The 17277-nt window shown below is 69.5% G+C and carries 16 protein-coding genes; 6 read left to right on the top strand and 10 right to left on the bottom strand.

Annotated elements, in window-relative coordinates; genetic code table 11:
* Nucleotides 1–4 precede the first annotated feature (4 nt).
* Nucleotides 5–1444, bottom strand: coding sequence for a DUF222 domain-containing protein (locus tag VV02_RS10555; RefSeq protein WP_052591523.1), 1440 nt, complete (start codon nucleotides 1442–1444; stop codon nucleotides 5–7).
* 97 nt (nucleotides 1445–1541) lie between these two features.
* Here VV02_RS10555 and VV02_RS10550 point away from each other — a divergent pair, with 97 nt between their 5' ends.
* On the top strand, nucleotides 1542–2453 hold the full coding sequence (locus tag VV02_RS10550; protein ID WP_052591522.1) for an alpha/beta fold hydrolase: 912 nt from the start codon (nucleotides 1542–1544) through the stop codon (nucleotides 2451–2453).
* Here the strand turns inward: VV02_RS10550 and VV02_RS10545 are convergent.
* Genes VV02_RS10545 through VV02_RS10530 form a run of 4 tightly spaced genes read right to left on the bottom strand, consistent with a single transcriptional unit; the run spans nucleotide 2450 to nucleotide 5131 of the window.
* A complete protein-coding gene (locus VV02_RS10545) occupies nucleotides 2450–2911 on the bottom strand; it encodes a hypothetical protein (RefSeq protein WP_052591521.1) in 462 nt (153 codons plus the stop codon). The two genes, VV02_RS10550 and VV02_RS10545, sit on opposite strands and share 4 nt — an antisense overlap.
* 3 nt (nucleotides 2912–2914) lie before the next feature.
* Nucleotides 2915–3664 (bottom strand): SDR family NAD(P)-dependent oxidoreductase, encoded by a 750-nt coding sequence (locus VV02_RS10540; protein WP_052591520.1) that lies wholly within the window; start codon nucleotides 3662–3664, stop codon nucleotides 2915–2917.
* A complete protein-coding gene (locus VV02_RS10535; RefSeq protein WP_052591519.1) occupies nucleotides 3657–4880 on the bottom strand; it encodes an AMP-binding protein in 1224 nt (407 codons plus the stop codon). Before VV02_RS10535 ends, VV02_RS10540 begins: the two co-directional genes overlap by 8 nt.
* On the bottom strand, nucleotides 4877–5131 hold the full coding sequence (locus VV02_RS10530) for an acyl carrier protein (protein ID WP_052591518.1): 255 nt from the start codon (nucleotides 5129–5131) through the stop codon (nucleotides 4877–4879). The genes VV02_RS10535 and VV02_RS10530 overlap by 4 nt, the downstream gene beginning before the upstream one ends.
* A 123-nt stretch (nucleotides 5132–5254) precedes the next feature.
* Between VV02_RS10530 and VV02_RS10525 the strand changes: the two genes are divergently transcribed.
* Genes VV02_RS10525 through VV02_RS10505 form a run of 5 tightly spaced genes read left to right on the top strand, consistent with a single transcriptional unit; the run spans nucleotide 5255 to nucleotide 11680 of the window.
* Entirely contained in the window at nucleotides 5255–5767 is a 513-nt protein-coding gene (locus VV02_RS10525) for a GNAT family N-acetyltransferase (RefSeq protein WP_052591517.1), read from the top strand.
* A gap of 3 nt (nucleotides 5768–5770) precedes the next feature.
* Complete coding sequence (pseI, locus tag VV02_RS10520; protein WP_052591516.1) at nucleotides 5771–6826, top strand: pseudaminic acid synthase; 1056 nt, start codon at nucleotides 5771–5773, stop codon at nucleotides 6824–6826.
* Between the two features lie 12 nt (nucleotides 6827–6838).
* Nucleotides 6839–9145: a glycosyltransferase family 2 protein gene (locus tag VV02_RS10515; RefSeq protein ID WP_052591515.1), complete on the top strand. Its 2307-nt coding sequence runs from the start codon at nucleotides 6839–6841 to the stop codon at nucleotides 9143–9145.
* 8 nt (nucleotides 9146–9153) lie between these two features.
* Nucleotides 9154–10035 (top strand): hypothetical protein, encoded by an 882-nt coding sequence (locus VV02_RS10510; RefSeq protein ID WP_052591514.1) that lies wholly within the window; start codon nucleotides 9154–9156, stop codon nucleotides 10033–10035.
* Nucleotides 10028–11680, top strand: a complete 1653-nt coding sequence (locus tag VV02_RS10505) for a hypothetical protein (RefSeq protein WP_052591513.1) — start codon at nucleotides 10028–10030, stop codon at nucleotides 11678–11680. The genes VV02_RS10510 and VV02_RS10505 overlap by 8 nt, the downstream gene beginning before the upstream one ends.
* A 6-nt stretch (nucleotides 11681–11686) precedes the next feature.
* Here VV02_RS10505 and VV02_RS10500 read toward each other — a convergent pair whose 3' ends face one another.
* From VV02_RS10500 to pseB, 5 genes are read right to left on the bottom strand one after another with little or no spacing between them, the layout of a single operon-like run.
* A complete protein-coding gene (locus VV02_RS10500; RefSeq protein WP_052591512.1) occupies nucleotides 11687–13360 on the bottom strand; it encodes a class I SAM-dependent methyltransferase in 1674 nt (557 codons plus the stop codon).
* On the bottom strand, nucleotides 13357–14208 hold the full coding sequence (locus VV02_RS10495) for a hypothetical protein (protein ID WP_052591511.1): 852 nt from the start codon (nucleotides 14206–14208) through the stop codon (nucleotides 13357–13359). Before VV02_RS10495 ends, VV02_RS10500 begins: the two co-directional genes overlap by 4 nt.
* A 1-nt stretch (nucleotide 14209) precedes the next feature.
* Complete coding sequence (locus VV02_RS10490; protein WP_052591510.1) at nucleotides 14210–15061, bottom strand: hypothetical protein; 852 nt, start codon at nucleotides 15059–15061, stop codon at nucleotides 14210–14212.
* A gap of 4 nt (nucleotides 15062–15065) precedes the next feature.
* Nucleotides 15066–16199 carry a DegT/DnrJ/EryC1/StrS family aminotransferase gene (locus VV02_RS10485; RefSeq protein ID WP_052591509.1) on the bottom strand — a complete coding sequence of 378 codons (1134 nt, stop codon included), beginning with the start codon at nucleotides 16197–16199 and terminating at the stop codon, nucleotides 15066–15068.
* Complete coding sequence (gene pseB, locus VV02_RS10480) at nucleotides 16199–17188, bottom strand: UDP-N-acetylglucosamine 4,6-dehydratase (inverting) (RefSeq protein WP_052591508.1); 990 nt, start codon at nucleotides 17186–17188, stop codon at nucleotides 16199–16201. Before pseB ends, VV02_RS10485 begins: the two co-directional genes overlap by 1 nt.
* Nucleotides 17189–17277 lie beyond the last annotated feature (89 nt).

Below are 17277 nucleotides of genomic sequence, written 5' to 3'. Positions count from 1 at the left end.
GCACTCAGGCAGCATCGATCAACCGCAGCACCAGTTGGTGCTCCAGCTCGCTGACCTCGCCGATCCGCGCCGGCACGGCACCGGGACCGAGGGCCGGCGGCGCGTGGGACTGATAGCGATGACCGGTCGGCGTGATGATCTCGACGCGGTGCGCCGGCCCGCGTGCCCGTGGCCGTCGCTGTGCCGCATCGGTCGTGGAGTGCTCGTGCCTGGGATGCTCGTGTCCCGGATGCAGCACGATCGTGCGCCAGCCGGGCAGCTGCTTGGTGTAGTTGAACCGTTCGCACACGCCCTGCCCGTTGGCGATCGTGGAGAGCCCACCCTCGGAGTAGGGCTCCACGTGATCGCGGTGCCGAATCGGACTGTCGCAGAACGGCACTCGGCACACCCGGTCCCGAGTGTCGAGATGCCGACGCAGCGGACCGTCGAGCTCGCGGCGTCGGGGGTCGACGGCAATCACTGACCCGTCGATCGGGTCGGTGAAGATCCGTCGCACCCAAGCCCGCGACCGCTCCCCCACCGGGTCGCGCGAAGTCTCTGCCTGCTGGCGTCCTGCCGCGATCGTCCGGGCGAGTGCGGCCGGAACCGGGCCGTGACCGTCGACATAGGCGGGCTCGTCACTGTCGTCGAGCAACGCCTCGACCGTCATCGTGATGCCGACCTCGACCGGCACGGCCTCTGCGCTGGCCTGCCCCGTCAGCCGCTCCACGAGTACATCTGCCCTGAGCTGGCTCAGTGTCCGGCCGTCTCCCTGCGCCCGCAGATGTCGCGCCTGCTGGTCGAGTGACGCATAGGCAGCAACGCCCTGCGCGGCCGGAAGGATCGCGCTCAGCCGGCTCATGCAGTCCGGCGCCGGCCGAGACCAGACCGCCCGATCCCGCGCCGCCGCCGCAATGCGAGCCACAGACCCCTCAGGATCGCGCTGATAGGCCAGTCGTCGTACGGCCGCGTCTGCCTCGCGTAGTGACATGTCAGGCAACCGAGGAGCGGCCAGCGCATCGACGGCCCGGCGATCAGCCGGCTCGAGGTGAGACGTCTGTCGCACGGCTGCGTCGGCGACGCGTTCACTGATGTCGCCACGCGCCAGCGCCCTCATCGTGCACGGCATCTCGGCCACCAGCACGCGGGCACGCCCCAGCCGCATCGCAGCCGCCTGCGGCGAGATCTTGCAGGCCAGACCGATCTGGTCGGCCACTCCCCCACCTTGCCGACGCCGCGGCACACCGGCCTCAGCCTGGTCATGTCTCTGCGACGCATCGAAGTCGACCATCACCCTCGCCTGCGCCGCCACGCACGCCGCCTGAACCCGCTCCAGCAGAGCCAGCTGATCGATCCGCTCGGAGTCGCTCACGTCGGCGCTCAGACCCGGCAGCGCGTCAAGAAATGCACGCAGGTCATCGGTGCGGACCGCCTCCGCACCGATGACCTGCGCTATCTTCCCCATGCAGAGACCATACACATGTTCGAATCCACGGTCAACCCGGAATGTGCCCAATCATCTTCATTGCCAATGCTTTTCGCTGCCACAAAGAGTTCCAGACATGGCCGACAACAGCCTGCCATCGACCACTGACACCCACCGCGACCACCCGGCCGCAACCGCGACGTACGCTCGCGCTATGCGCCTCACGCCCATGCCGGATGGCCACCGACTCGCGACCTGGACGACCGGATCGCCGGGCGCCCATCCGCCCGTCGTCCTCGTGCACGGCGGCCCCGGTCTGTGGGACTACCTCGCCCCGCTCGCGGCCCTGATCGACGACCTCACCCTCGTCCATCGCTACGACCAGCGCGGGTGCGGACGCAGCGACATCGGCGGCCCGTACTCGATGTCCCAGTACGTCGCCGACCTCGACGCCCTGCGCGCCGCGGCCGGCTATGACCGCTGGACCGTCATCGGCCACTCCTTCGGCGCCACGCTTGCCCTCGCGTACGCCTCAGGACACCCCTCGCACACCGCCGGCCTGGGCTACGTCTCGGGTGTCGGGATCGGCGACTGGCAGACGCCGTTCATGCGCGAGCGCGCGAGGCGGGGACGTCCGTTCGCGGCGCGCCTGGGCGACCTGGAAGAACGCACCGTGCGCACCGCAGCCGAGGAGACCGAGTGGCGACAGCTTCACTGGGCCACCGACTACGCCGACGCCACGCAAGGCATCGAGCTCGCGCGACCGATGGCCGAGGTCGATCTGGCGATCAACACGCGGGCCAACAAGGCGTTGACGTTCACCGACGAGGACTGTGTCGCCTGGGCCGCGTCCGTCACCTGCCCGGTGACATTCATCCACGGCACCGAGGACCCTCGTCCGCTCGACAACGCCCGCCAGCTCGCAGATGCGACACGTGGCGCACAGCTGCGCCCGGTGCGTCGCGCAGGACATCTCCCGTGGATCGAGCAGCCGGACGAGGTCGCCGCGCCGCTGCGAACGCTCGTCACCGCGACCCACGACGGCTAGTCGGCCGCGCCCTCCCGGGCGAGGCCGAAGGTGATGACGAGGTCGTCGTACAGCACGGTCCGCAAGGCCACCGACGCGTCCAGCTCGGTCGGCGCGACCAGGCGATGCGTACGCACCCACAACAGGATCGGGACGTCGAGCAGCTTGGCGAGCACCTCGGCCTGTGTCCACCGCCGCCAGAAGTCCACGGGCTCGACGGGTTCGGTCAGCCGAGCGCGGCGTACGACGGCAGGCGGCACCCGTTGCGCCACCAGCTCGGCGTCGATCGCCAGCCGAAAACCGTTGGGTGCCAATGCAGTCCACGCCACGCCTCTGCCATCGGCGAGGTAGGTCCGCGACGACGAGGGGTACGACGTCCGCGAGACCGACGCGTCGACCGTCAGTGACGACGGGGTCGCGACAGAAGCCAAGAGGTCTCCCGGGGCATCGCCCCAGGAGACCTCTTGGATCAAGCGCATGGACTAGATCGAGCCGCCGCCATCAATGACGACGACCTGGCCGTTCATGTTGGTGTCGTCGAACAGCAGCGAGCGCACGACCGGCGCGATGTTGGTCGGGGTGACCATGCGACCCGACGGCGTACGCCGCGCGATGGTGGACAGCTGCTCGGTGCCGAGCACGGAGGACATCTCGGAGTCGAAGAAGCCCGGGGCCACGGAGTTGACCATGAACCGTCCGTGCATCTCACGCGCGAGAGTGCGCATCGCCGAGTCGAGCCCGCCCTTGGTCGCGGAGTACGCGACGAGGCCGGAGTAGCCGCGCTGGGCGCAGATCGAGGTGACCATGACGATGCGGCCACGGCCGACCTTGGCCATCGCGTGCCGGATGAAGGCCCGGGTCAGGATCAGCGGCGCGGTCAGGTTGGTCTGGACGATCTGCGCGATGCGCTCGGGCGAGGTGTGCAGGTGCATCGAGTCCTGCCCGATGGCCGCGTTGTTGACGAGCGAGTCGATCGGCCCGAGCGCGGCGGAGGCGTCCTTGAGGAACGTCTTGGCCCCGGCCTCGTCGTTGATGTCGAGCGAGGCGACGAAGAGCCGGTCAGGGTGCTCCTTGCGCAGCGCCTCGATCTCCGGTGTCAGCGAGCGGGAGAAGGTCGCCACCTTGGCGCCCTGCGCGAGGGTGTCCCGGACGAGCTCGAGGCCCAGGCCCTTGGTGCCGCCGGTGATGAGCACGCACTGGGCTGCGGGGATGGGGCCGGTGGGGTCAGACATCGCTCTTCAGGGTCTCCTTGATCGGGATCTCGGGCAGCACGCGCAGCCGGCGCGGCACGGAGTAGTCAGGCAGTCGTGCGGCGCACCACGCGGTCAGCTCGACGTCGGTGGTCGAGGAGCCTTCGGTCAGCACGACCTCGGCCATCACCACCTGACCGACCAGGGGTGCCTTGCGTCCGCGGACGGCAGCCCACTCGACGTCCGGGTGGTCGAGCAGGACGCCACGCACCTTGGACGCCGACGCCTTGGAGCCACCGACGTTGATCTCGTCGGAGGCGATCCGGCCGGTGATGAGTACGCGGTCGTCCACGATCTCGGCGCGGTCACCGGTGCGGATGGCGGCGTCCATACCTTCGGCCGCCTTGGACGAGGCAATGACCAGCTCGCCGTCGACGATCGACAGCCGCGGGCGACCCGGCGTCTCGCGGTCCAGCCAGGCGGCGGGGAAGCCCGCCAGCCCGTCGTGCACGACGATCGCCGCGCCGGCCTCGGACGAGGCGTAGATCCAGGAGATCCGCGCCTCCGGGTAGACCTCGCGCAGCCGGGTCAGGATCGCCTGGTCGACCGGCTCGCCGCCGAGGGTGATCTGCTCCAGCGGCAGCTGAGCCAGCACATCGCCGGAACGGAACAGCGCCTGTCGCCAGAAGGTCGGTGTACCTGAGGCGGCCGTAACGCCGGCGTCGAGCGCCATCTTCGGCCAGCGGTCCAGCTCGCTCGGCTCGATGAAGAGCACGTCCTGACCGGGCAGCGACAGCGACAAGGTGACGACCTGCCACCACGCGTACGCGCCGGTCGCATAAGGACACAGCCAGGTGCGCGGCGGAGGGTCACCGGCGACGGTCGTCAGCGACTCGAGGGTGTGCGCGACCTGCTTGGGTCGCCCGGTCGAGCCGGACGTCAGCAACCAGACCCGCCCGACCTCGGGCTCCCGCTCGGTGAGGGCCGGCTCTACCTGCCCGGCGCGTACGACTGCCAGGCCGCTCTCCCGGAACCCCTGGGCCTGCTCGTCCCCGACCCGCGTCGAGGCCGCGACCAGCGTCTCGCGCGGCGTGGTCGCGGCCTGCCAGACCGCTCGCACGGCTTCGGTGTTGTCGGCGACGAGCACAGCGGCGGCCGGCGGCAGATTCGGCAAACCGGGCAGTCCACTCCAAGGACCGTCGTACCCGGCCGTGATGATGCGGTTGCCCGCACCGACGGGCTCAGCGGGTTGCGTCACGCCGTCTGCAGCTGCTCGAGGAAGTCCAGGACGTCACCGATGGTCTCGATCGCGCGCAGACCGGGGGCGTCGAAGTTGAGCTCGTCGCCGATCTCGTCCTCGACGCGCAGCGCCAGCTCGGAGAAGTCCAGCGACCGGAATCCGATGGTCTCCAGGGAGGCCGAGTCATCGGCCGGGAGCTCCTTGCCCTGCGCGGACAGCACCTCGGCCATCATGGTGCGCACCTGGTCACGGCTGAGCTGCGTGCTCATTGATCCTCGCTGTCATCGGATGAATGCCCGGGGCCGGGCCCGTTGTAGTGTAAATGCCTCCCCCGCCCGACCGCCCTAGCCGCTCCCGCCCCCGCCCCCTTCAACTCTTCCGGAGGCTTCTTCATGCTTCGCCCCGCCACGGACGCCGACCAGGAGTCCGTCCGCGTCTGGCGCAATCATCCCGACGTCCAGGCGGTCTCCCTGACCCAGGACGAGATCACCCCGGAGATGCACGAGCAGTGGTGGGCCGCGGTCAAGCAGGACCCGTCCCGCCTGGTGCTGATGTACGAGCGCCGCGACCAGCCGGCCGGCGTCGTGAACTTCTTCGACATCACCCCGGAGGGCACCAGCCCGCGCTCCGGGATGTGGGGCTACTACCTCGACAACGCGGGCCTGACGGCGTCGGGCACGCTGCTCCCCGCCTGGATGCAGATCCAGCGCGAAGGGGCCCGCTACGCCTTCGAGGAGCTCGGTCTGGACATCCTGGAGGGCGAGGTCCTGGACCACAACGAGGCCGTGCGCAGCATGAACCAGCGCAGCGGCTTCGAGGAGATCGACTCCTACGAGCGCGAGGTCGGTGGCAAACCCACGCTCGTGCACCGCATCCGCCGTACCCGAGACCAGCAGAAGGCCTGACCCATGACCCTGCCCGACATCAAGATCGGCCCGCACTCGATCGGTCCGGAGCACGAGCCCTACATCATCGCCGAGATGTCCGGCAACCACGACGGTTCGCTGGACAAGGCACTGGAGATCGTCCGCATGGCCGCCAAGGCCGGCGCGCACGCGGTCAAGCTGCAGACCTACAAGCCCGAGACGATCACCATCGAGTCGGACTCGCCTGACTTCCGGCTGTCCGAGGGCCACGAGCTGTGGGGCGGTCGTACGCTCTGGGACCTCTACACCGAGGCGCACACCCCGTGGGAGTGGCACGCACCGATCTTCGAAGAGGCCAAGAAGGTCGGCATCACGGTCTTCTCCTCGCCGTTCGACCCGACCGCCATCGACCTGCTCGAGGAGCTGGGCGCACCGGCGTACAAGATCGCGTCGTCCGAGATCGTCGACCTGCCGCTCATCCGGCTCGCGGCGTCCAAGGGCAAGCCGATCATCATCTCCACCGGCATGGCCTCACTCGGTGAGATCAACGCAGCCGTCGAGGCCGCGCGCAGCACCGGCAACGAGCAGATCGTGGTCCTGGCGTGCACGGCCAACTACCCGGCCGACCCCAGCGAGTCCAACCTGCGCGGCATCCCCGTGATGGCCGATGCGCTCGGCACGCTGATCGGCTACTCCGACCACACCATCGGCATCGGCGCCGCCATCACTGCGGTCGCCCTCGGCGCCTGTCTGGTCGAGAAGCACGTGACGCTGCAGCGCGAGGGCGGCGGCGTGGACTCGGCGTTCTCCAGCGAGCCGGACGAGCTCGAGGCGCTGGTGTCCCAGACCAAGGTCGGTTGGCAGTGCCTGGGACAGGCGCGGATCGGTGCTCGCCAGCAGGAGAAGGAGGGCCTGCGGTTCCGCCGCTCGCTCTACGTCGTGGCGGACGTCAAGGCGGGCGACGCGATCACCCCGGACAACGTCCGGTCGATCCGCCCGGCCAACGGCCTGGCCCCCGACACCTTCGATCTCGTCCAGGGCCGCACCTTCACCCAGGACGTGCCCAAGGGCACCGCGCTGTCCTGGGACCTCTTCTAGCCCGGGGCGCGCGTGCCTACTCCCCTGCTGTCGATCGTCGTTCCCTACTACGGCGTCGAGGCCTACCTGCATGACTGCCTCGAGTCGCTGCGCCGCCAGACCCTGACCGACTTCGAGGTCGTCATGGTCGATGACGGCTCGCCCGACAACAGCATCGAGATCGCCGAGCGCTTCTGCGCTCGCGACGAGCGGTTCAAGCTGGTCATCCAGGAGAACCAGGGCCTCGGGCCAGCGCGCAACACGGGCACGGCGCACGCCCACGGCGAGTTCATCACCTACGTCGACTCCGACGACCTGGTGCCGTTCAACGCCTACGCCCAGATGGTCGGCAGCCTGCAGCGCACCGGCTCCTCGTTCGTCCTCGGCAACGCCAAGCGCTTCAGCCGTACGTCCGGCGTACGCCAGTCCTGGACTCACCAGAAGCCTTGCGCCACACCGAGACTCGCGACCCACGTGCTCGAGCGGCCCGAGCTGGTCATGGACCGGATGGTCTGGAACAAGGTCTACCGCCGCTCGTTCTGGGACGAATACGGCTACGCCTTCCCGCCGATCCGGTACGAGGACTATCCCGTCACGCTGAAGGCGCACCTCGACGCGTTGACCGTCGACGTGATCAACACCCCGACCTATTTCTGGCGCGAGCGTGAGTCGGGCGACTCGATCACCCAGCAGGTCTTCCGCTACGACAACCTGCTCGACCGAGTCGTCTCGGCCGAGATGGTGCTGGACATCCTCGACCAGCAGGCGTCGCCCGAGGTGCGGCAGGCGACGCACGACTACTTCACGTTCATCGACGTGATCGCGCTCGCCCAGGCCTTCGCGGTCGTACCCGAGGAGGACGTCGAGCGCACCATCGAGCTCGGCCAGCGCCTCGTCAACAGGCTCCAGGTCAACATCGGCTCACGTCCGCGCTTCGATCAGATCCAGTGGCACGCCCTGCGCGCCGGCGATGCGGAGCTGCTGCACGACCTTGCGGTGTTCCGTGACGAGGGCGGCCTGGTCGGCGGCGGTCACGTCCACCGACGCCGGAGCCGGCCGTGGGAGTTCGACGCCGACTTCCCTGGCCGGGGCCGCTCCACCGCGCCCGCCAAGACCTACGCCTACCCGATGACGTCCCTGCGGCTGCGCAGCACGGTCGACCACGTCGCCTGGATGGGCAGCACCGTCACCCTGCGCGGCACCGCTGAGATCAGCCACCTGCCGATGGTCGCGGACTCCGAGCTGGAAGCCTCCCTCATCAATGGCATCCAGCGAATTCCGTTGGCAGTCAAGCGGTTCGAGACTGTCGATCAGCACGCCGACCGCACGCTTGTCGGCTTCGAGGTGAGCGTCGACCTCGAGCAGGTCGACAAGGAGTACGAGCTGGTCTGGCCGCTGCGCTTCGAGCTCGACCTGCGCGTGGGCAGCATGCGTCGCAAGGCGCACCTGGGTGGCCCGCGCGGCGGCAGTCCCAACTATCCGCACGGGCACTGGCTCAGCGATCACGAGTGGATCCAGCCCGGCCGCGGCACCAAGGGTGCCTACGTGCTGCACCGGGTGGCCGACCCGGTCATAGTCACCGGCGCCAGTGCCACCGATGGCCACCTGGTGCTCGAGTGCCTCAGCCCGGACCGGCTGCGGCGCGCCGATGTGGTGATCGCGCGCACGGCGCCAGCCACGCCGGTCACCATCGCTGCCGAGGTGATCGAGGACGAGCGAGGCTCGCGGGTCATCGCGCGGATCCCGGGCGAGCAGGCGCTGGAGGGTGACTACCCCGACGACCCGTTCACCCTCCGCTCGGTGCGGGCGCTGCGCCTGGACACCGACCTCGGCTCGCACAACCTCACCTGGCCCGCGCACCACGGTGCCGTGTCCCTGGAGTCCGGCGACGAGCTGGTCTCTCTCGTACGCACGCCGTTCGGGCTGGCCAACCTGACCCACGGCCCGGCCAACCCGTCCGCGGTGACCGCGCGGGTCGATGGGTCCGACCTCGTGGTCGAGGGCGTCGAGTGGTCCAGCCTCCCGCCGACCGCCTTCTCCTGGCGCCGCTTCCTGCCGGGCTCGGACGACTACGCCGAGGCGAGCTGTGACGTCGTACGCGCCGACGGCCGTTGGCAGGTCACGGTGCCGTCGGCACAGCTCATCCCCGAGGTCGACCAGCCGATCCAGCCGGGCGCCCCGGCCGGTGAGTGGACGTTGTTCGTCGAGCTGGCGACCGGCGACCAGGCCGTTGCCTGTCAGGCCGCCCTCGCCAGCGTGCTGCCCCTGGACTGGGAGGCCGACGGTCGTCATCTGACCCTCACGACCGTCGCCGAGACGGTCCGCGCGCAGGTACGGTGAGGCGCGCCATGCATCCTCACAACACCCTTCTCGGCCAGAACCAGGCGCTGGCGGTCTATGTCGGCGATGTCGACCCCTACAGCGTCCCGAGCATCGCCGGCCACATCCAGCACGACTGGGACCTGGTGAGTCCGTGCCCAGCGGCCGACGAGCTGGGACCGAGCCGGACGGCGTACCTCTGGAGCGATGCTGCGCGTCGCCGACGTACGGCCCGAGGGCAGACCGGCCATGTCGTCATCGGTGCACCCTGGCTCTACCTGCTCACCCTGGACCGCGACGAGATGCCCAAGGTCCAGGAGCCGGACTGGCTGCCGTCGGAGGCACCCAACGGCAACGGGAACGGCGATGGCAATGGCAATGGCAATGGCGACAAGCCCCAGGTCCCGCCGGCCGGCACGCTCTGGCTGCCGCGTCATGACCTGCACGGCGTGCACGGCGCGACCCGACTGATCGCCCAGATCCATGAGCGCGAGACCGGGCCTGTCACCGTCGCCCTGTCCCACCAGGACTTCGCGATCGATGCCCTCAAGCGGGCCTACGAGGACGCAGGGTTCGACGTCGTCCCCCTGGGTGATCGCGACGACGAGGCCGGCACCGACGAGCCGCGCTACCTCCTGCGTCTGCTCGACCTCTTGCGCGCGCACGAGCGGGTGGCAAGCAACGCGATGGACACGCCCCTGCTCTACGCCGCCTCGGCCGGACTGCCCGTCCGCGTCTACGGGCAGGCGCCTCTCGGACTTGCTGTGCAGCAGCCCATCGACGGTCTGCTGCGCGACTCCACCTCCCCTGACCGCACCCTGCGCGAGCTCGCCGACCGCGAGCTCGGGCGTGACCACCTGATGCCGCGCGATGAGCTGCGCGCCGTCCTCGAATGGAGCACCCGTGGCTGATCCGATCCCCGAGACCGCCGACACCGCGCTGGTGCCGACGCTGCTGGGTGACGTCATCCCGCGGGTCGAGTCGGCCTACGTCCTCGGCCTGCCGAGCCCGCAGATCCTGGACCTCGTGCTGGAGCGCAGCCGCAGCACCACCGTCCTGGTCGCCACCGACGAGGAGGCGTCGCAGCTCAAGGACGAGCTGCCCGACGCGGTCGAGCTCGTCACCGCCGGCATCGCCGCCTTTGCCCAGGACCGCCGCTCCCAGCCGCGCGAGCTGGTGCTCGCCCTGGGCGGGCTGGACGGCCTGCTGCCACCAGCCGACACCATGCCCTGGCAGCAGCGGCTGGCGCACGTCACCGCACTGGCACAGGCCGGCGGCACGGTCATCGTCGGACTGGGCAATGACGCCCCGCTGATGGCTCTTGGCCACGCCGAGCGGATCGACTGGGCGCGCGCGGACGACGACCCGACCAGGCCCACCTCTGCGGCCGCGCTGGCGCAGGCTCTTGCTGCCGCCGGGCAGCCGGTCACCACCGTGCACGGCCTGTACGGCGACCCGGTCAATCCCGGCGCCGCGGTGATCGACGCGCTGGCCACCGGCAGCCGCGACGGCTCACTGCCAGCGCAGGTGGTCGAGCACGTGATCGACCAGGCCGGCACGGCGAGCATCCCCGCGCCCGATGTCGTCGCGGTTGCGGCGCGCAGCGGCCAGCTGTCCAACCTCGCGACACAGTGGGTCGCGGTCTCGGGCGGTCGTGGACGATCGGTCTACTGGACCGTCGACGACGCGGTCGTCTGGGCTGACCAGGACGGGCCCGGCCTGGACTGGGTCATCGGCGGGGACGCCGACACTGCAGCGGCGCTGCCGCAGCGGGTCCCGGACACGATCACGGTCGAGCGCACGCTCCTGCGCCACATCGCACGCGCGGACCTGCCGGCGTTCAGGGCGGTCGCCCGCCAGCTGGGTGACTGGGTCCGCAGCAGTGCTGACGCAGCCGAGTCCTCCGAGATCCGACTCGACGAGGTCCGCGTGGCCGGCGCCACCCTGGCACGCGGCATCAGCCTCCGGCACGCTCCCGTCACCGATGCGGCCCCGGTCGCCGAGGACGCACCCGATGTGGAGCGCGAGCCCGACCCGTCGGCGCGGCAGGTCAGCGCATCGGAGGCCCGCCTCGCGCAGGCCTGGCGCCGGTTCGCCACGCGGTTCGCCCACTCCGGTCGGCGCAGCGCCTGGCCGGCGATCTTCGGCGAGGAGGACCTGGTCCAGCTGTGGCTCACGATGTCCGGTGTCGCTCCAGGCACCGTTGCCCCGGAGGCCGACGCCCCGGCAGTTGCCGTGCCCGCCGTCGTCGACGAGGCCTCGCGGCTGGACATCCTGCAGGACCGGGTGGCTGCGCTCACCGACACGCTCGCGGCTCGTGACGAGCAGCTGCTGATCCGTGAAGCACGCATCAGGACCTTGCGCCAGCAGGCCCTCGGCGCAGCGCGCAACCGCGACCGTGCCGTCAAGCTGGCCCAGGACCTGCGCCGATCCCGGACCTACCGGCTGGCCAACCAGATGCGCCGAGCAAGCCTCGTCGCGCAGCCCAAGACGCTGGTCCGCGGCGTCGCGCGCAAGCTCGACGGCAAGGTCCGGGCGCTCCGCCGCACCCGCTGACGGCTGCTACGACTTGGTGCGGTCGCGCAGCTTGCGCATCGGGCCGATCACGACGTTGCCGGTCCGGTAGGTGATGGACCGACGTACGTCCTCGGCCGACTCGCGCAGCACGTCCTGCTGCCGCATGACGCGCTTGAGCTCCTCGTCGTGCCGTGAGGCGCGCGAACGCATCTCACGCTCGCGCGTGTTGAGCCGGTCCTCGAACCACTGCGCCCGCGAAGCCAGCGCCTCGTTGGTCTCGGTGAGCCGCTCGATGACGGCCAGCAGACCCGGCACGTCGTGCGCGGGCAACGCCGGCTCCTGTGAGGCAGGCGCTGCAGCGAGGTAGCGGTCCAGGTCGTCCTGCAGAGTCAGCCCGGCCATCGCGCCGATCGTCGCCAGCATCGTGCGGTCGTCCATCGCGGACGGCCACGGGTGGCGTGCACCACGGGCCCGGATAACGTGGACCAGATCGGCCAGGCCGACCCACGTGGCCGCTTCCAGCGGCCGCTCACGGTCACCCGGAGCGAGCGGGAGCAACCGGTCACCGTCGACGAGTACGTTGTCCAGGCGGGCATCGCTGCGCGCCGCCGGCAGGGTGCCTTCGGGGGCAGCGGCAGCCAGCCAGCCGGCGTACTGCTTGAGCTGACGACGCAGCACCGGGAGGTCGTGGGCCGCACAGGCGTCGAGGATGTCCTCGGACAGGAGCCGAGACCCGGCCGGGATCGCGATCTTGGTCGGCTCGCCGTCGTCGAGGGTGCGCTGCACTCCGGCGCGCACCGCGGTGTAGGTCGCGACGCCACCATGCAACGTCGACTCGACGATGGCCTTTGTCGGCGAATTACCTTGCCCTGCAACGCCACTCGCGACCAAAACCCATCCCGACGCCAGGTCCGCGAGACGGCCGGACATGACGGCCGCACGAGTCACGCGGGTGGGATCCGCGCCGACCCGACGGAACGCCGGCGACCCGAGAGTCACCGCTGCGAGCACCGCATGCATCGGTGGCGTGAAGCTCTCGGCGCCGTACGCCAGCACGGTCTGGTCGTCCCAGGCGGGGTACGCCGACCCCAGGGCCTGCGTGGTCAGTCCCGCCTCGGCGGCCGCGGCGAGCACGGCCTTCGGAGTGCGAGGGCGGCTCAGGTCGAAGGTCGCGGTGACCGACCAGTCGGCGTCGTTGTTGGCGGTGTAGCGCGAGTGCAGGGACGCGATCCGGTGCAGGCCGAGCTCGTGCTCGACGGCCAGCAGGAGGGTGCCGGTGGGGGCGACCAACCGGCGTACGGCATCGAACATCTCACGCCAGGTGAGGGCCTCGGTCTCCAGCGAGAGCACCCGGGTGACGTCATCGAGGGCGATGACCACGTCGTACGGCTCGGGCTGCTCGGTCAGGTGCGCGACGCTGCCGCAGAACACCTTCGCGGACGGGACCTCCGAGAGCGCGGCGCCGATGGTCGCGGCGTCCGGGATCGAGCGGGTGAACACGCTCAGGTGCGAGACCTGGCTGGCCAGGCCGCTGATCAGGTCCAGCGCGTGCGGACCGACGACCGCGACTCGCGAGCCGTCGCCGACATGCTGCTCGACCAGCGCACGCAAGGCTGCGGAGGTGCCGGCCGGACCGTGGTCGAGGTCGGACCAGTTCTGCATGGCGCCCGGCACCAGGAGAACGTTGTCCGGGCGGTCGACCTGGGTCGTGGTAGTCATGCGCTCACTTTCGTCGTCAGTCGCTGCTCTTCTTCCCAGCCGAGGACCAGGGCGAGCTCGGTGGGACTCAGCATGGCGTCGCGGCCGAGCTCACGATTGGCAATCTCATGGGCCACCGCGGCATCGATGTCGGTGCCGTGCAGCTCGGGGAAGGTGTGCTCCAGCAGGTCGGTGCCGTTGAAGCCGGCCTTCACGCCGACCAGGTCCATCGGGTCGCCGTAGACCGCGGGCTGCAGCCCTAGCGAGGCGCCGTACATGATCGCGGTGCTCAGCCGGTTGGACGCGACCCGCCGGTGGCGGCGCAGCTCGCGCAGCTGGCTGGGCAGGAAGTCCGCGTCGCCGCCGGTCCACTTGATGCCTCGGTCGCCGTGGCTGATGACCCGGAAGCCGGCGTCCTCGTACTTCGCCCGGATGGCCGGGATCTTGTACTCGACGTAGTAGAGGCACATCGTGACCGGACCGGTCTCGGTCGCGTTGATCTCATCGATCAGCCGGTCGTGGTCGCCGGAGACGGCTTCGTAGTCGACCGTGCCGTGGAACGGGTACCAGATGGTGCCCTCGGGCTCGGGGTCGTCCTCGGCGTACGGCGTCATCTCATCGAGATAGAGGAACGGTGCACCGGTGACGTAGTAGTCACGCCAGCCGATCGCCTGGCCGCGGCGCCGGTTGACGTCGGCCCAGATGTACTTGGCGAAGCCGTGCGGCGGCGCGTGACCCGCGCCGAAGCCGTGCACGAACGTCCAGCCGTGCTGGATGACGCCGTTGAGACGTGGCGGGTGCTCGAAACCCAGCCCGCAGTACTGCGACCAGATGTGGGCATGCCGGTACCAGTGGTTGCTGGAGTCCATGTCAGACGTGCTCCTGGTTCGGCTGAGGGGGCATGTCATCGTCCCACCCCAGCGTGTGCTGAAGGAGTGTGGGGCTCAGCGTCTCGTCGAGGCCGAGCTCCCGGCGGGCGACCGCGTGCGCGACCGCGTCCGGGACCTGGTCCTGGTGCAGCTCGGGGAAGAGCCGCTGCTGCTTGGCCATCCCGCCGAGCACCGCATGGTCGCCCTCGAGCACCATCGGGTCGCCGTAGACGCCGATCTCCGCTCCGGTGCTCGCGCCGTAGAGCAGCGCGCTGCCGAGGCGGTTGCTGACGACGCGGCGGTGCGCCCGCACCTCGGTGAGCTGCCGATCGAGGAAGTCGAGGTCACCACCGACGTACATATGGCCGCGCCGACCGTGCGTGATCACACGAAAACCCTTGTCCTCGTACGTCTTTCGTACGTTCGCGTCCTCGTAGTCGTTCCAGTAGAGGCACATCGTGAGCGGTACGTCGCCCTCACGCTCGCGGACATCGTCGGCGTAGGCCTCGTGGTCACCGACGATCTGCTGTCCCTCCCAGCCGTGGAAGGGATAGACCAGCGTGCCCGCACGCTCACCCTCCGGCGGCGGCGCCTGCGCCTGCAGCGCCAGGAGGTAGGCCCAGGGCGAGCCGATCACGACGTAGTTGCGCAGCCCGAGCGCCCACCCGCGACGGGCGACTGCCTCCGACCAGACCAGCTTGGGATAGCCGGGCACGAACTCGTGACCGACCGCAAAACCGTCGTGGGTGTTCCAGCCGTGCTGGAGGTAGCCCCAGATGGTCGGCGACCCCGTCAGCCCGCAGTAGCGCGCCAGGATCGACGCGTGACCATAGAAGTGGTTGGCGTGATGCACCGGCTCAGGCGCCGACGAACTCGCGGACCAGCTCGATGACGCGGTCCACGTCGGAGTCCAACAGGTCGGGGAACATCGGCAGACTGACCTCTTGCTCGGAGTAGGTCTCCGCGATCGGGCACATGCCCTTGCGGTAGCCGCGCTCGGCGAAGTAGGGCTGCCAGTGCACCGGGATGTAGTTGACCTGGACACCGATGCCGTTACCGCGCAGGTGGTCGAACAGCTCACGCCGGCGGCCGTCCTGGATGCGCAGCGGGTAGAGGTGCCACATGGGGTCGGCGCCCTCCCGGTGCGCGGGGGTGCGCAGCGCGTCGATACCGGCCAGACCAGCGTTGTAGCGGTCCGTGATGTCCTGCCGGCGCTTCTTGAACGCGTCCAGGCGGTGCAGCTGGTTGGAGCCCAGGGCCGCGAGCACGTCGGGGAGCCGGTAGTTCAGCCCGAGGTTGTGCACCTCGTAGTACCAGCCGCCCTGATCGCCCTTGGCGTGCCACTTCTCGGGGTCGCGGGTGTAGCCGATCGACTTGAACTCACGCGCCCGGTCGAGCACCTCGGTGCTCGTGGAGACCACGGCGCCACCCTCACCGGTCGTGAGGTTCTTGGTCGGGAAGAAGGAGAACGTCGTGACGTCGGCCAACGAGCCGACCGGTACGCCGTCGAGCGAGCCACCGATCGAGTGGGCCGCGTCCTCGAGCAGGAGCGCGCCCGCGTCGTGCGCGACCTTCGACAGGGCGGGGCCGTCGATCGGGTGCCCGGCGTAGTCGACGCCGGCGACGACCTTGGTCTTGCCCGTGACCGCAGCAGCCGCGGCCGCAGGGTCCAAGTTGCCGGTGTCTTCGCTGACGTCGGCGAAGACGATCGTGGCGCCCTGCCAGATGGCGCAGGTGGCTGTGGCGAAGAACGTCAGCGGGGTCGTGATGACCTCATCTCCCTGCTGCAACGGCACCGCGGCGTACGCCGTGTGCAGCGCAGCCGTCCCGGAGGTCACCGCAACCGACGCTGAGACGCCGGCGACCGCCGCAATGTCCTGCTCGAAACGGTCGACTGCCGGACCCGTGGTCAGCCAGTCGCCACGCAGGACCGCCGCGACAGCCTCGATGTCGGACTCATCAATGGACTGGCGCCCGTAAGGCAGAACCATCAGACGTCGGACTCCAAGATCTCGCGGATCTGCTCAATGGTGAACCACTGGTCGTTGTTGTCCGAGGAGAAGTGGAAGCCGTCCTCGACCGGCTTGCCGTCAGCCGGCGGCTGGTAGCCCCAGGTCGCCAGGTCGGGCTGGATCACGAAGTACTTGCCGTCGTGGACGATGACCGCGCGGCGGCCTTCCTCCGGGCTGATCATCTCCTCGTGCAGCTTCTCGCCCGGGCGCAGACCGATGTCGTGCATCTTGGCGCCGGGCGCGATCGCCTGGGCCAGGTCGGTGACCTTCATCGAGGGGATGCGCGGGACGAGCAGCTCGCCACCCTGCATCAGCTCGAAGGTGTCCAGCACCATCTGCACAGCCTGCGGCAGGGTGATCAGGAAGCGGGTGCAGCGCAGGTCGGTGATCGGCAGCGACTCGCCGGCCTCCTGCAGCGCACGGAACTTGGGGATGATCGAGCCGCGCGAGCCCATCACGTTGCCGTAGCGGACCACGGCGAACCGGGTCTCGTACGCCGCGGCGTAGTGGTTGCCCGTGATGAACAGCTTGTCGGCGGTCAGCTTGGTGGCGCCGTAGAGGTTGATCGGGCTGGACGCCTTGTCGGTGGACAGCGCCACGACCTTCTTGACGCCGGAGTCGATGGCCGCCTCGATGACGTTCTGGCTGCCCAGCACGTTGGTCTTGACGAACTCGAACGGGTTGTACTCCGCGGTGTCGACCTGCTTGAGCGCAGCGGCGTGCACGACGTAGTCGACGTTGTGCATCGCGCGCTTGAGGCGGTCCAGGTCGCGGATGTCACCGATGAACCAGCGCAGCCGCGGGTCGTCCTTGAACTGCGCGCGGACCTCCCACTGCTTCAGCTCATCGCGCGAGATGATCACGACGCGCTTGGGGTTGTAGTCCTCGAGCAGCCTGGTGATGAACGCCTTCCCGAAGGAACCGGTGCCGCCGGTGACGAGAATGGACGAACCTTCGAGAATGCTCACTCAACTTCTCCCAGTGGTGATGTGATCTGGGCCCGCCGTCAGCGGTGCAGGCCATCGCAGAGGTTATCAGCCACAACCCTACGATTCGG

It is taken from the genome of Luteipulveratus mongoliensis, from assembly GCF_001190945.1.
Lineage (GTDB): Bacteria > Actinomycetota > Actinomycetes > Actinomycetales > Dermatophilaceae > Luteipulveratus > Luteipulveratus mongoliensis.
This window is presented reverse-complemented; position numbering and strand designations above follow the sequence as displayed.

Coding starts and splice junctions, on each gene's coding strand:
- VV02_RS10555 (WP_052591523.1), bottom strand. CDS start 1,444: ATGGGGAAGATAGCGCAGGTCATCGGTGCGGAGGCGGTCCGCACCGAT.
- VV02_RS10550 (WP_052591522.1), top strand. CDS start 1,542: ATGGCCGACAACAGCCTGCCATCGACCACTGACACCCACCGCGACCAC.
- VV02_RS10545 (WP_052591521.1), bottom strand. CDS start 2,911: ATGCGCTTGATCCAAGAGGTCTCCTGGGGCGATGCCCCGGGAGACCTC.
- VV02_RS10540 (WP_052591520.1), bottom strand. CDS start 3,664: ATGTCTGACCCCACCGGCCCCATCCCCGCAGCCCAGTGCGTGCTCATC.
- VV02_RS10530 (WP_052591518.1), bottom strand. CDS start 5,131: ATGAGCACGCAGCTCAGCCGTGACCAGGTGCGCACCATGATGGCCGAG.
- VV02_RS10525 (WP_052591517.1), top strand. CDS start 5,255: ATGCTTCGCCCCGCCACGGACGCCGACCAGGAGTCCGTCCGCGTCTGG.
- pseI (WP_052591516.1), top strand. CDS start 5,771: ATGACCCTGCCCGACATCAAGATCGGCCCGCACTCGATCGGTCCGGAG.
- VV02_RS10510 (WP_052591514.1), top strand. CDS start 9,154: ATGCATCCTCACAACACCCTTCTCGGCCAGAACCAGGCGCTGGCGGTC.
- VV02_RS10500 (WP_052591512.1), bottom strand. CDS start 13,360: ATGACTACCACGACCCAGGTCGACCGCCCGGACAACGTTCTCCTGGTG.
- VV02_RS10495 (WP_052591511.1), bottom strand. CDS start 14,208: ATGGACTCCAGCAACCACTGGTACCGGCATGCCCACATCTGGTCGCAG.
- VV02_RS10485 (WP_052591509.1), bottom strand. CDS start 16,199: ATGGTTCTGCCTTACGGGCGCCAGTCCATTGATGAGTCCGACATCGAG.